Source organism: Nitrospira moscoviensis, assembly GCF_001273775.1.
In the GTDB taxonomy this organism is placed as follows: Bacteria; Nitrospirota; Nitrospiria; order Nitrospirales; family Nitrospiraceae; genus Nitrospira_D; species Nitrospira_D moscoviensis.
On the sequence record NZ_CP011801.1, the window covers coordinates 2,637,515 to 2,649,943 of the forward strand.

Sequence of the window (12,429 nt, forward strand, 5' to 3'; positions counted from 1 at the left end):
AACGACTCCCCACTTGTCACCGATCACTGATCACTCATCACTCATCACTGATCACGCCGCCTGCCGTTCCTCGCCGGCGCGTTGGCGCTCCGCCGCCGCGTGCTCGATTTCGGCGTTGATTTCTCCGCCGATGAGCAGCACCAGGCCGCTCCAGTAGAGCCAGAGCATCAGGACGATCACGCCGGCGATCGACCCGTACACCTTGTTATAGTCGCCGAAATTGTCGACGTACATCTTGAATCCGAGCGACACGACCAGCCACATGGCGACCGCGAACGCCGAACCGGGTGAGACCCACCGCCAGTCCTGTTCGATGTCCGGGCAGACATAGTAAACCACGGCCACCGCCAGCAGCATGAGCGCGACGACTACGGGCCACTGCAGCACCTTCCAGGCCCAGGTAAAGGCGGCCCCCAATCCGACGAAGTCGGCGATCCACTCCCCGATCGGCCCGCCGTAGAGAATGAGCGTCATCGATAGAATCACGAATCCCGCCAATCCGATCGTCAGGAGAATCGCCGTCAGTCTCACCCGCCAGAAAGGCCGGGAATCTTCTTTCACATCGTAGACGATGTTCAGCGCTTCCATGATGGCGGTCACTCCGCTGGAGGACGCCCACAGCGCGCCCACCCCCCCCAACGACAGGATGTTGGCTCCGCTGCCTTCGGCGACTTGGTGGAGAAACCGCTCGACCATCGACAAGGCGTCTTTCGGCAGCACGTTCTGAAGATAGCTCATCAGTTCGGGCATGTAGTTCTGCACCGAGAACAGTCCCATGGTCGCGGTCAGCACGATCAAGGCGGGAAACAGCGCCAGCAGGATGTAGTAGGAGAGCTGCGCGGCGCGGCCGAGCAACTCGTCCTTTTGACTTTCGCGCCACAGGCGCCGGCCCAGTTCCATGATCGACAGGCCGCCGAGCTTCCATGGATTGTAGGCGCCGGACCCGCTGGTCAACGAGGCGGTTTGGGACGTGCGGGTCATGCGTCACCCCACCGCGCCTTGCGCGAACCCCGGAAGAATCGCCTTGAAGAAGGCGTTCTGCACCAGGTTCCCGATAATCTGCCACGTGCTGGCCTGCGGATCTTCCAGTTCGCCGGAGACGTCGGTCTTGGTCGCCACTTCATCGCGCGGCCGATTTTCCAGCAGGCCGAGCACTCCGCCGACCACGGCTTGATACATCTTGTGCGTCAGGGCCTTGTCCTTGTCTTTCTCCGGATCGTACACCTCGACGTCCCGCAGGAGCGGCTTCACGTAGCCGTCGATCCGGTTGTCCCGCACCGACAGCTCGCTGAAGAACGCGAAGACGCCGCCGTGGGTATCGACGTTGCCGTAGGCTCTCAATACGTCGTTCAACGCCGTCACCTTGGTCTTGACGATCTTCACCTTGAGATCGAAATCCGGCGCCGGCTTTTCGGGCCGGAACGTGCCCATGACCACCGTCGGCCCGCTCCCCATGAACTTGCCGGTCACTTTGACCGCCCCGGTGCCTTGCTCCGGCCTCGTGTCGAAGTTGTCCATCTCGGCGTGCATCTCGGCCATGTAGACTCGGTAATCGGGAGACGCGGCTTTGTTCACGAAGCCCATCTCGCTGTTGAGCACTTGCCCGTGGCCGACCCGTATCTGAACCGTGGGATCCCGCTGCGCCTTCTTGGCCTGCTCGGCCACCTGTCCGGCGCGCGCCGCTTCCTCGGCCTTTGTCCCGGGCCGGTGCACATAGTCGATCTTGGCGTCTTCGAGGAGAAACCGATCGAGGAGAAGCTTGGCCTTGGCATGGGTGTAGGTCACGCGGCCGCTCAGATCCAACCGCCCTTGCCGGAGTTGCACGTTGAACGGCTCGGCCACGTCGCGCAGGCCGGCGAGGCGCAGATCTTCCACTTGCACCTGCGCGTCGACGCCCGGCAACGGTTGGGCGAAGAAATCGGCCCGTCCCTCCAGCGTAATCCTGGCCGACTTCTCCAGCCGGCCGACCGCGCGAATGTCCGAGGGAAATTCCGGAGATTCCGACGGTCTGTTGTGTATATTCGACGCGGTGACATCGAGATCGTGAATGCGGAGCGCATCGCCGTCGACCCTCGGCCGGTAAATCACCTCGCCGTCTTGAACGGACGCCTCTTTGATCGTGATGGGAAACAGCGCGGTGATGCGATCCTGCCACGCCTCGGCTTCGACGGCCGTCTCGCGGACATCCTTTCGGATCTTCCCGGACTCCGGGTGGGCCGCATAGTCGATCTTCGGCGCCTGGATCGCGATGCGCCGAACCGTCACCGCCTGGCGCGCCGGCCCATACTCCACATGGGCCTCCGCCTCCACCGTGCCGGCCTTCACCGGGGCGTCCGCTTGCCCGATAGCCTTCAAGGCCGGCCGCACGTCCAGGCCGGATAGCTGCACGTCGGCCTCGACGGCCGGCGTGGGCTTGGCCAAGGGATCGGCGCCTCCGTCGATCGACACCTGCGCCTGCTCCAGCGTGTTGGCGCGTACTTGCAGCTTCGCCGGGTAGCGTTCATCTTCGCCGGGACGGTTGGTGAGATTTTCCGCCGTCACGATCAGCCCGTGCACCCGCACCGGCTCCTCAACCGGAGGCCCTTCATAGGTGACCTCGCCGTCGTGCACGAACAATGCGAGGCGGAAGGGCGCCAGATCTCGAACTTGGTCCTGCCAGACGGCGGTTTGTTTCGGAGCGCCGCCTCCCAGCAGGGCGTCGACCTGTTGTTTCGTCGCCGACAGCGCCGGTCTCTCCAGATACACGTCAGCCCCCAGCTTGCCCGTGAATAACGGCAGCAGCCGCGCATCGGCCCGTACTTCCGGCACGTCCGCCAGCGGCGGCTCCGGATGCGCTTGCAGCCGCACGACCACGTCGCGCAACTCGGCGGCCAAGGTAAGCGGATGGAGATCCAGCTCGCCGATCGTGATCCGGTAATCCGGCAGCGCCTCGTTCGCCAATCCCTCGGCATAGCGGCGCAGGGGGTCCTCCGCAAGGCGGGCCCCGATCGCGACCAGCAGCACCAGCAACGCCGCGGCGATGCCGGCGATGATCCATCCCCGATGTCGTCTCGGCATCGTGCTTGTCCCTTCGCTCACACTCGCGCGCTGCTCGGGGAAAATCGGGGTAAAAGGGGTAACGGGATAGAGGGGTAGAGGTGGTGGGACGGAGGGTCAGAGCAAGAGTATCCCCTTATCCCGCTATCCCGTTACCCCTGAGCATGTCGGCGGTCAGCTCGCGAGTTTCATCCGCTCGCGAGCCGGCTCCTGGCGCGAGGGCGAGGAGGCCTGCGGCCGTCGGGTGATCGCGTCGATCAGGGACTGGGCGACAATGTGCGCCAGATCCTGGATGAACGACCGGCCGGTCTGGAGCGCCGCCTCTTGGAGACGAAGCCGCTCCTTCGCAAACTGCTCCGTGAAATCGCTCCACAAGGACGCCACCTGCCTCATCGCGTCCGTTCCCGGCGGCGAGCCCTGCCGCGGCCTTTCCGCCCGGCGCTCAGCCGCGTCTTGGTCCGATTCCGTCTGCGCGGGGTAATACGGATAGACGCCGCGCCGGTGTTCCCAATCTGCCTCCGACGGCATCACGTCGGCGCCCTTCGCGCGTTCCGGGTAGTAGGGATACACGCCGGAGTTCCTCCGGCGTGTATCCATCCAGCCGGCGAGAAATCCGATCGCAATGGCGCCGCCCACCAACAGCCAGGGCCGCCGGCCGGCCTGCACGGTCGGGTCCAATTGTTCCGACGTCGATTCCATGAAGTCCACCACGGTATTCTTGGCGTGAGTGATGACATCGATCGCCGCGGACCTCGTGCCCTGGACTTTTTCTTCGACCCGCTGCTCCAGCAGCTCCAGCTTCTCGGCCAACGCCATCCGCGTGCGGAGGATGTCCTTCACGTCTTCTTCGACATCACTTGCTCTTTGATCCATTGCGCATCTTCCTTAATGGCGTACAACGTTCGGCGCGGCATCGCATGCACGCTCCCCGCCAAAGAGCGCGCGCGCACGAGCAGGACGCCGCCGATCCCGGCCAGAATCAACCCGGCCAGGCCGTAGGAGGCCCACAGCGGCAGCCCCGTCCATTCATGCAGACCGTGCACCAACATCAACAGGAGAAACAGCCCGCCGATGGCGAGCAGCCCCGCGCCGATCCCGAAGCCCGACGCGGCGCGTCCCGCCTTGCTCACCTCGAGCTTGACTTCATCGCGCAACAACTGCGCCTCCTGGCGCATGAGGGTCCGGAGATCTTGCAGGATGCCGGTCACGATATGGACCAGCCCCGATTTGGGCGTGAACGGGGATTCGACCGCCATGCGTCACCTCATGCGTCTGGCCAAGAGAAAACCCGCCCCCATCCCGAGAAAGATCGTGGGCCAGGGATAGCGTTGAATGAGCGCTTCGATATCGTGCACGAACCGGCCGAGGGACCATTCGCCCCGCCCGTCCGCCGAAGGCCGCAGCGAACCGGCGTCGGAAGAGCCGGAGGCAGCGGGCGCGGCGACCGGGGCGGTGACGGGGTCCCAGGGACGATCGCGGGTGGCGCCGGAGCTGTCTTGCGTGTCCATCATGAAAGATCTCCTTGCCTCTGTCGCCGCCGCGCCGCCGAACAGCCGCGAAGATCGATCGACCGCCCAGACGACCTCGGCGGGGTCGCCGCGGGACGTCCGCTCAGGCGGGTCGCCCGTGACCGCCAGTGAGACCAACCCGGTGAGCAGCAGCAGACCGGACGCGGCTCGCCACGGCGCGTCCGCCCACGATCGTGAGCGGACGGCGGAACGGCGGCGGCGCGCCGGTCCGGCCGGCGCCCGTCGATCAGGCCGCCAATCGGTGTTGTAATTCTTCCTGCCACTCACGCGCGTCCTGTCTGAGCCGCATGAGACCCGCCGTGCCCAGCAGCGCCTGAGCCACGGGAAAGAGTTCCCGCTCTTCCGTCTCCACGTGGCGCTGGACCCGCTCCATCAAGGCGTCGATCTGCGCGGTCAACCGGTCGTCGTAAGCCCGGCTCTCTTTCACTTTGGCCAGATGATCCTTCAGGCCGCGGTGTTCCCGCAGCGCGGCGCGCACGAGCGCGGCGCCCTTCTTGTGCCCCTGCCGCTCCACGGCCCGCTCCACCGCCGGATAAAAGACCTCTTCCTCGATCCGGTTGTGCACTTCCAATTCGCGGATGATGCGATTGGCCAGGAAAAACCGGTCATCCCCTCCGGCGGTCTGAAATCCCTCGTACTGGCTCTGCAAATCTTCATGATCGTCCTGCAAAAACGCCAGCACGTCGCGATCCCTGCTCTTGACCGTCGCCCCCCCGTTCATCGGCGACCCCGTCTCCGGCGGACGACCCCGCCGTGCGGTCTCCGCGCCTTTCCTCTTCCCACCCGCGGCCCGTCCCATCTCTTAGACAGTACCACGCGACCGGGATACACCAACTGGATTGATCCCTAGTCAAGTCCGACGATTTGTTGATAAGGCGCAGTCGCCAGGAGGTTGTTGATGCGGTACGTCGCAGGGAGGCACAGGTCCGAGAACGAAGCTGGAGGGCTTTTGCGTCAACCGCTAAGAGATTCGCTCCAAGAGCGCCAGAGGACAGTCCTGAAACACCCGCGCAAGCGGCAGCACCCGGCGGCCGCTCACCGACTCGACTGTGAGGATGTCTCCGGTGAGCACGTGCCGGTACGAACCCAGCGTCGGCCAGGGAGGCACGGCGACCCAGCTGTCCTCCCAGAGGCCGGCGCCCACCGGCGGATTTTTCACATCGGCGGTCAATGTTGCGAGCAGGCGCGGCACGACCGTCACGACGGCCTGGTCGTCCAGCACGCGCGCAAAGGCACAGACATGCTGCTTCCGGCTTCCCCCGCTCTCCAGCGGCAGGTACTCGCCTTGCTGGAACAGCGCCGCCCGACGTCGCCGATAGTGGAGCCCCGCTGCGGCGACATACCACTTCAACCGGCCGTCTCTCGGATGCTGAGCCAGCGCGCGCACCTCTTCCGACCGCCCGGGTGCCGCATCCGACAGGAGCGGGGCCAGCTCTCCGGCCAGGGCCGTCCGCACACCGTACTCGACGGGCCGCCGGTTGTCGGGATCCACCAGACTCAAATCCCAGAGCTCCGTGCCCTGATAAAAATCCGGAATCCCCGGCGCCGTGACTTTGAGCAGCAATTGCGAGAGGCCGGTGAACAGCCCGTAATGCGCGATCCGCTCCTGGAACGGGAGAAAATCGTCGAAGAACGCCTGCGAGGCCGACCGGTCCAGCACGGCCCGGACGAACTCCCGCATCGCGGCATCGTAGCCGTGACTCGGATTCACCCAACTCGTATGCACCTTGGCTTCGTGGATCGCCTTTTCCATATACCGCTGGATCCGCTCGCAAAACGTCCGGTAGGCCTCTTCGCCCATCGCATGCAGCGGCCACGCGCCGACCAGCGTCTGATAGAAGAGATACTCGTCGTTGCGATCCGGCTGGCGTTCGCCCTCCGCGTCGCCGCGATGCTTGCGGTTGAGGCGGCGCCAGCGGGCGACGTGCGCCTTCCATTCCTGCGGCATTTCCGACAGCACGGCCAGCCGCGCCCGGACATCCTCGCTGCGTTTGGTGTCGTGCGTCGTCGACGCCGAGAGGGCGTGCGGCCACCGGGCCTGCCGCTCGCGCATGCGCTTGTGAAACTCATCGACCGACAGACCGAACTGCTCCGGCTCCCCGCCCACTTCGTTCAGCGACACCAGCCGGTTGTACCGGTAGAAGACGGTGTCTTCGATGCCTTTCGCCGTCACGGGACTGGTGGTCTGCTGGAACTTCATCACGAAGCGGATCTGCTCCTCGCGGTCGCGCGGGGTGCGGGCGTCGCTCTGCTTCAGCAGAATGGCTCGGATGAAGTCGAAGACCTGCCCGCTCAACGCCGGATTGCGCCGCTTGGCGCGGGCGACGGCCATGTGGATATAAGCGCGGTCGCGGTCGGCCACCGGCTCGGGCCCGTCCGTCGCATAGGTGCGGTACACGGGGAAGCAGGCGATGATCTCGCGGATGGCGTGCGTCAAGCTGTTGAGGGTGAAGTCGCGGGAGCGGCGGTCGCGCTCGGAGATGACATTGAGCTGATGTCCCAGCACGTTGATTTCGCTCGACATCGACACCCGCATGATCAGGCGTTTGCTGGCGTAGACGAGGTCGGCGTAGGACTCCTCGCGGCCGATGACGCGGTGGTAGAGCTCCGTAAAGGCGCGCTCGTTGGCGCTTTGCACGAACAGGTTGTTGACCACGTGAATGAAGTCGTAGCCCGTCGTGCCGTGCACCGGCCAGGTCTCCGGGAGCGCTTCGTCGCGCCCCAAAATCTTTTCGACGACGAGGAACAGGGGCCGCTCTTCGCCGGCGCGCTCCAGCTCCCGCTCCGCCCAGGCCTGGAGCTGCCCCAGATACCGGCCGGGGTCGTAGAGGCCGTCGACATGATCGATCCGCAGGCCGTTCACCGCCCCCTCGCGGATGAGCTGGAACACCAGCTGATGCGATTCGCGGAAGACGTCGGGATTTTCCATGCGGACCGCGGCGAGGTCGTTGATGTCGAAAAACCGCCGATAATTGATTTCCTCGGACGCCACCTTCCACGACGCCAACCGGTAGGCTTGTTCGTTCAACAGGGCGTCGAGCAGGTCGAAACTCTCCGAGCGGCCGCGCTCGCCGTTGAAGCGGCGCACGTTCTCGAGCACCAGGTCGCGGATCTTCCCGCTCCCCTCCATTAAGGCGGCCAGCCGTTTCTTGATGATCTCCTTCTCGCGATACCGTTCGGCGATCCGCTCGGGATCGCGCTCCTCGCGGCCCGGCAAGTTCCGGATCGCCGTCAGGATGCTTTGCAGCTCCATGACGTCGGCTTGGGCGGCGTCCTCTTCCGTGCCGACGAGCGTGTCCAGACGATGCGACAGAATCCGGATCCACGACTTGGGCGCGACCGGCAGCTCGTGCTCGCCGTAGCGGAGGAGGAACTGCCCGTCCTCGTAGACCACCGCGATCTCCTGATCTTCCAGCACGGCCCCGTACTGGTCGGCCAGGATCGGCAGCAGGACTTTGTCGTCGAGCTCCCGCTTGATCGGATGCCAGTCGATGTCGAACGCTTCGGCATACCGGGAGCTGGGGCCGTTTTCCAGTACGTCGCGCCACCAGCGGTTCAGCGCCTTGCCGATGCCCATGTGGTTGGGCACGACGTCGAGGACGACGCCCATGTCGCGCTCGTGCAGCGCGTCCACGAAGCGGCGGAACTCCGCCTCCGTCCCGATCTCCGGATTCAGCGCGGTCGGATCGATGATGTCGTAGCCGTGCGTGCTCCCGGGCATCGCCGTCAGAAGCGACGAGGCGTAACAATGCGTGATGCCCAGATCGTGCAGATACGGCACGATCGCCGTCGCATCGGCGAAGGTAAACCCGCCGTTGAATTGCAGCCGGTAGGTGGCGATTGGAATCCGGGGCGGCGGCATGATGATGTCGAAGCGGCCTTCTCTTTCTCTTATGAGGTGTTCTGTGTCTGATACTGCGATTGACCGGAACGCTCAAACACGCCGAAGGCAAGGCCGCAGCCGATGTCCGAGCCGAGGCGTAGCCTTGCGCTACGTCGCAGGCTCTGGACGAGGCGAGAACGCCGCCATCGGCGTGTTTCAGCGTTCCACTTCATGAGACCTGGCGGAGGCGCGCCCTCTCCCCCGCCACCGCCTCCTTCGGAATCACCACCAGCCCGGACGGCGAGACATGACAGGACCCGTCGGCCGCGCCCGTGTCCGAGCCGATGTCCCGGTCGGCCGGCACCGAGCTGAATCGGTCGGCGATGACGCGCCGCAGCCGGCTGTTCGCGCCGATGTGCACCCCGTCGAGAATCACCGAATCCTCCACGAGCGCGCCGGGCTCGATGTGCACGCCGCGCCCGATGACGGATCGCCGCACCTGCGCCTCGACGATCCGGCAGCCCTGGCCCACCATGGCCTCGTCCAGCTCGCTCCGCACGACCGACGCCATCGGTCCGTCGTAGGTGCCGGCCAGGATCGGCCACTCGGCGTTCCGCAGATCGAAGACCGGCCGCTCGCCCAACAGATCCATGTTGGCCCGCCAATAGGCGTCCAGCGTCCCGACATCGCGCCAATAGCCCGGCTCTTCATGCGGTTTCACGCCGGGCACGCGGTTCCGGAGAAAATCGTAGGCGAAGACGCGATGGGTGCCGATCAGCTCCGGGATGATATTGCGGCCGAAGTCGTGGGACCCGGGCCGTGATGCGTCCCGTTCCAGCAGCCGGATCAACAGATCCGTGCGGAACAGATAATTGCCCATGGACGAGAAGGCGCGCGACGGGTCCTGCGGCATGGGTTTCGGCCGCTTCGGCTTTTCCTCGAAACCCACCACCCGCTGCGATCGATCCACCTCGACGATGCCGAACCCGCTCGCCTCCTCGACCGGCACCGGGAGCGCCGCCACCGTCACGTCGGCCTCCGTCTCCAGATGAAAGTCGATCATGTGAGTCAGATCCATGCGGTAGATGTGGTCCGCGCCGAACACGGCCACCAGCCCGGGCCCGAAGTCTTCGATCAAATTGAGATTCTGATACACCGCGTCGGCGGTCCCTTCATACCACCCTTCCCGCGACCGCATCTGCGGGGGAACCACCGTGATGAAGTGCTGCCGGAGCCGTCCGCCGATGCGCCAGGACTCGCGCAGATGTTCGATGAGGGACTGAGACTTGTATTGCACCAGCACGTACATCGCGGAAAGACCGGAGTTCACGAAGTTGCTCAGCACAAAATCGACGATCCGGTATTTCCCGCCGAACGGCACGGCCGGTTTACTCCGGACGGCCGTGAGCGGCATCAGCCGCTCCCCCTTCCCTCCGGCCATGATCATGCCTAGGACCCGTACCGATTTCATGCCGTCCGTTGCGCCCTACACCGCCGGTCCTCCGCCGCCGATCGCGCCCTACGCAGTGTCGAAGCACGCGTGACGATAGCAAACGCCCTCCAGGGAGCTAACTAGGCGCACCCCTGGACCGCCGGCGCGGCGGCCCGAGAGGGCAATCGACGGGGGCCGAGCGGGAAAGGACCGAGGGCCGAGGCATCCGCTCGGGCCCTTTCTCGCTCGGCCCTTTCCTGCTTGTCCCTTTCTTGCCCGCCTCCTTCCCAGGGAACCCCCTAGTGTGATTCGTCCCAGGGATTGGCGACGATGAGACACCGCGGGGGCTCCCATGCTCGGATGGCTCATCGGTGGAATGCTGGTCGTCTGTTTATCCACCGGGGCATCGGCCGCCGAAAACGGAGAGCGCCAAGACCGCAGCCAGAAAGAGCCGGCCGCCGCCCCGGATTCCAAAAAGAAGACCGAGCACGAAGGAAAGCCGGCGGAGGCGCCCGCCCCCAAACCGCCGTCCGACGAGAAGAGTCAGAAAACGGAGCCGCCGCCGCAGAAACAGGAACCGAAACCGGACGAGACCGGGAAGAAACCGGTCACGTCGATGCCCTTGACCATCAAGCTGGCGATGATGGCGGATCCCGTGCTGTTTCCGTTCGAGATCGAAGTAGAAATGGACGGCCCAAAAGCCGTTCTTTCCGGCGCCGTGTCCTCGGAGGACGAGAAAGCGCGGGCCGGGGAGGTCGCGCGGAAGGTGGAGGGGGTGGAATCCGCCGTCAACAAGTTGTCGGTGTCCCCCGGACTGCGCGCATCGCTGATGAAGCGGCAGGATGAGGCGATCGCTCAGTTGGTGAAAGAACGGCTGAACAGGAGCGAAACCTTGAAGGCCGTCGGGTTCGACGTCAAATCGGAGAGCGGCGTCGTGACGCTGAGCGGCAAGACGCGGTTCCAGGTCATCGCATTGGAGGCGGCGGAAGCGGCCCGTCACGTGCCGGGCGTCCGCGCCGTGAACACGGCGGCGGTGCAGCTCACGGCGGAACGATGACGCTGGTCCATCTGATGCGCGGTCTTTCTGGTTTTTTTGGTGCGTGGTTTATCTGGTGCGACAACCAGACGAACCAAATGAACCAGACAAACCAAACAAACCCTAACTAGACAGACCAAAGAGACCAGACAGACCAGGCAGAGAGAAGAGAGGAGGACAGCGTTACACGTGACGCTCGATTGGCGATGGTGCCGCAGAGTGGTGCGCGGCGCACGCGCCGGTGGCTGCTCACCGGCGACTTCACCCTGGTGTGGTGGGGCCAGGTGGTGTCCCAGATCGGCGACGGCGTGTCGAAACTCGCGCTACTCTGGTTCGTGTACTCCATCACCGGCTCTCCCCTCAAGACGAGCGTCATCGGATTGCTGCAGACCGTGCCGGCCATCGTGCTCGCCCCGGTCATCGGGGTGGCGGTGGATCGCCTGCCGAAGAAGCTCCTCTTGATCGTGTCCGATCTGGTGCGCGCCTTCGTGCTCGGCCTCATCCCTTGCTGGATGGCGGCCGAAACGTTCACCGTCTCGCATCTCTACATCCTCGTCACGCTGCATGCCGTCGCGACGGCGGTGTTCGGACCGGCGCTCACGGCGGCGGTGCCGTCCCTCGTCGCTCCGTCGCAGTACACGTCGGCGAACGCGCTGCTCCAGAGCACCACGAGCCTGGGCATCATCATGGGGCCGGCCTTGAGCGGCATCGGCATCGCGGCGCTCAGCTCTCAGAATGTGCTCTGCCTGAACGCGGCGACCTACGTGGTGGCCGCCGCCTGCTTCGTGCCCATCCGCTTCGTGCGGCCCACGCTGCGCCTGGTCAAGGAGCCGGCGGTCACGTCGATGCTGCACGATTTGGCCGACGGCGTCCGCTATGTGATGGCGGGCCAGCCGGTCTTCGTCCTGCTGACGGCGACCGCCGCGCTGTACACGTTCGCCACCAGCGCGTTCACCACGCTCTTTCCCGTATTCGGCCGGAAGCTGCTGGACCTCGGCCCGGTCGAAGTCGGCTACCTCTGGTCGATGCTCGGCGTCGGCCTGCTGATCACGTCGCTCGCGCTCACCGCCATCAGCGCGTGGAGCATCAAGCGGCGCGCCGCGATGATCATCGTCTCCAGCGCCCTCAGCGGCGCGGCCCTCATGGCGATCGTCGGCGCGAAGCAGCAGGCGACCGCCGCGCTGCTGCTGGGCCTCGTCGGCGCCGGCATCGGAGTGCTCACGCCGGTCGCCTGGAGCGTGCTCCAGGAAATGACGCCGCCGCACTTGCTCGGGCGCGCCCTCGCCTTCTACACCATGGGGGCCATGACGTCCGCGATGGGGGGGATTTCGTTCTTCGGATGGATGACCGGACGGCTCGGCGAAGCGCCGGCCCTCCTGGCGATCGGCGCCGTGATGTTCGCGACGGCGATGACGGCGGCGCGGCTCGCCGCGCGGCTTCCCGAGGATCGTGACGGCGACGGCGGACTGCCGTAAAAAGAGAACGACCGTGGGATATAGCCCACGGCGCTGCAGGAGCCGAGAACTAGCGGCTTCCCCAGCGGACAGCGCGCGCTGCGCGTGCGACAATGCCG

The 12,429-nt window shown here is 65.3% G+C and carries 11 protein-coding genes; 3 read left to right on the forward strand and 8 right to left on the reverse strand.

Translation table 11 applies throughout. The features are described from left to right. Nucleotides 1-51 precede the first annotated feature (51 nt). The 5 genes from NITMOv2_RS12910 to NITMOv2_RS12930 all read right to left on the reverse strand — a co-directional run bounded on the left by NITMOv2_RS12910 (nucleotide 52) and on the right by NITMOv2_RS12930 (nucleotide 4,547). Nucleotides 52-981 (reverse strand): YihY/virulence factor BrkB family protein, encoded by a 930-nt coding sequence (locus NITMOv2_RS12910; protein ID WP_083447991.1) that lies wholly within the window; start codon nucleotides 979-981, stop codon nucleotides 52-54. 3 nt (nucleotides 982-984) lie between these two features. Continuing rightward, the gene (locus NITMOv2_RS12915; protein ID WP_053380264.1) at nucleotides 985-3,057 is read right to left on the reverse strand and encodes a DUF748 domain-containing protein; all 2,073 of its coding nucleotides are present in this window, start codon (nucleotides 3,055-3,057) and stop codon (nucleotides 985-987) included. Nucleotides 3,058-3,210: 153 nt separating this feature from the next. Then, nucleotides 3,211-3,909 carry a hypothetical protein gene (locus tag NITMOv2_RS12920; RefSeq protein WP_145976316.1) on the reverse strand — a complete coding sequence of 233 codons (699 nt, stop codon included), beginning with the start codon at nucleotides 3,907-3,909 and terminating at the stop codon, nucleotides 3,211-3,213. Further along, nucleotides 3,873-4,292, reverse strand: a complete 420-nt coding sequence (locus tag NITMOv2_RS12925; protein ID WP_053380266.1) for a phage holin family protein — start codon at nucleotides 4,290-4,292, stop codon at nucleotides 3,873-3,875. The genes NITMOv2_RS12920 and NITMOv2_RS12925 overlap by 37 nt, the downstream gene beginning before the upstream one ends. Before the next feature lie 3 nt (nucleotides 4,293-4,295). Further along, on the reverse strand, nucleotides 4,296-4,547 hold the full coding sequence (locus tag NITMOv2_RS12930; RefSeq protein WP_053380267.1) for a hypothetical protein: 252 nt from the start codon (nucleotides 4,545-4,547) through the stop codon (nucleotides 4,296-4,298). On the opposite strand from NITMOv2_RS12930, the gene NITMOv2_RS12935 reads away from it, so the two are divergent. After that, nucleotides 4,546-4,815 carry a hypothetical protein gene (locus NITMOv2_RS12935; protein ID WP_053380268.1) on the forward strand — a complete coding sequence of 90 codons (270 nt, stop codon included), beginning with the start codon at nucleotides 4,546-4,548 and terminating at the stop codon, nucleotides 4,813-4,815. The two genes, NITMOv2_RS12930 and NITMOv2_RS12935, sit on opposite strands and share 2 nt — an antisense overlap. On the opposite strand, the gene NITMOv2_RS12940 is transcribed toward NITMOv2_RS12935, so the two are convergent. The 3 genes from NITMOv2_RS12940 to glgC all read right to left on the reverse strand — a co-directional run bounded on the left by NITMOv2_RS12940 (nucleotide 4,792) and on the right by glgC (nucleotide 9,859). Continuing rightward, nucleotides 4,792-5,286, reverse strand: coding sequence for a hemerythrin domain-containing protein (locus NITMOv2_RS12940; protein ID WP_053380269.1), 495 nt, complete (start codon nucleotides 5,284-5,286; stop codon nucleotides 4,792-4,794). The genes NITMOv2_RS12935 and NITMOv2_RS12940 overlap by 24 nt on opposite strands. Before the next feature lie 240 nt (nucleotides 5,287-5,526). Beyond that, complete coding sequence (treY, locus tag NITMOv2_RS12945) at nucleotides 5,527-8,427, reverse strand: malto-oligosyltrehalose synthase (RefSeq protein WP_053380270.1); 2,901 nt, start codon at nucleotides 8,425-8,427, stop codon at nucleotides 5,527-5,529. A 190-nt stretch (nucleotides 8,428-8,617) separates the two neighbouring features. Continuing rightward, nucleotides 8,618-9,859: a glucose-1-phosphate adenylyltransferase gene (gene glgC / locus NITMOv2_RS12950; RefSeq protein WP_053380271.1), complete on the reverse strand. Its 1,242-nt coding sequence runs from the start codon at nucleotides 9,857-9,859 to the stop codon at nucleotides 8,618-8,620. A gap of 313 nt (nucleotides 9,860-10,172) precedes the next feature. Here glgC and NITMOv2_RS12955 point away from each other — a divergent pair, with 313 nt between their 5' ends. Then, nucleotides 10,173-10,877, forward strand: a complete 705-nt coding sequence (locus NITMOv2_RS12955) for a BON domain-containing protein (RefSeq protein ID WP_053380272.1) — start codon at nucleotides 10,173-10,175, stop codon at nucleotides 10,875-10,877. A 185-nt stretch (nucleotides 10,878-11,062) separates the two neighbouring features. Beyond that, a complete protein-coding gene (locus tag NITMOv2_RS12960; protein ID WP_053380273.1) occupies nucleotides 11,063-12,331 on the forward strand; it encodes an MFS transporter in 1,269 nt (422 codons plus the stop codon). Nucleotides 12,332-12,429: the final 98 nt, after the last annotated feature.

Coding starts and splice junctions, on each gene's coding strand:
- NITMOv2_RS12940 (WP_053380269.1), bottom strand. CDS start 5,286: ATGAACGGGGGGGCGACGGTCAAGAGCAGGGATCGCGACGTGCTGGCG.
- NITMOv2_RS12920 (WP_145976316.1), bottom strand. CDS start 3,909: ATGGATCAAAGAGCAAGTGATGTCGAAGAAGACGTGAAGGACATCCTC.
- NITMOv2_RS12935 (WP_053380268.1), top strand. CDS start 4,546: ATGAAAGATCTCCTTGCCTCTGTCGCCGCCGCGCCGCCGAACAGCCGC.
- glgC (WP_053380271.1), bottom strand. CDS start 9,859: ATGAAATCGGTACGGGTCCTAGGCATGATCATGGCCGGAGGGAAGGGG.
- NITMOv2_RS12910 (WP_083447991.1), bottom strand. CDS start 981: ATGACCCGCACGTCCCAAACCGCCTCGTTGACCAGCGGGTCCGGCGCC.
- NITMOv2_RS12955 (WP_053380272.1), top strand. CDS start 10,173: ATGCTCGGATGGCTCATCGGTGGAATGCTGGTCGTCTGTTTATCCACC.
- NITMOv2_RS12930 (WP_053380267.1), bottom strand. CDS start 4,547: ATGATGGACACGCAAGACAGCTCCGGCGCCACCCGCGATCGTCCCTGG.
- treY (WP_053380270.1), bottom strand. CDS start 8,427: ATGCCGCCGCCCCGGATTCCAATCGCCACCTACCGGCTGCAATTCAAC.
- NITMOv2_RS12960 (WP_053380273.1), top strand. CDS start 11,063: ATGGTGCCGCAGAGTGGTGCGCGGCGCACGCGCCGGTGGCTGCTCACC.
- NITMOv2_RS12925 (WP_053380266.1), bottom strand. CDS start 4,292: ATGGCGGTCGAATCCCCGTTCACGCCCAAATCGGGGCTGGTCCATATC.
- NITMOv2_RS12915 (WP_053380264.1), bottom strand. CDS start 3,057: ATGCCGAGACGACATCGGGGATGGATCATCGCCGGCATCGCCGCGGCG.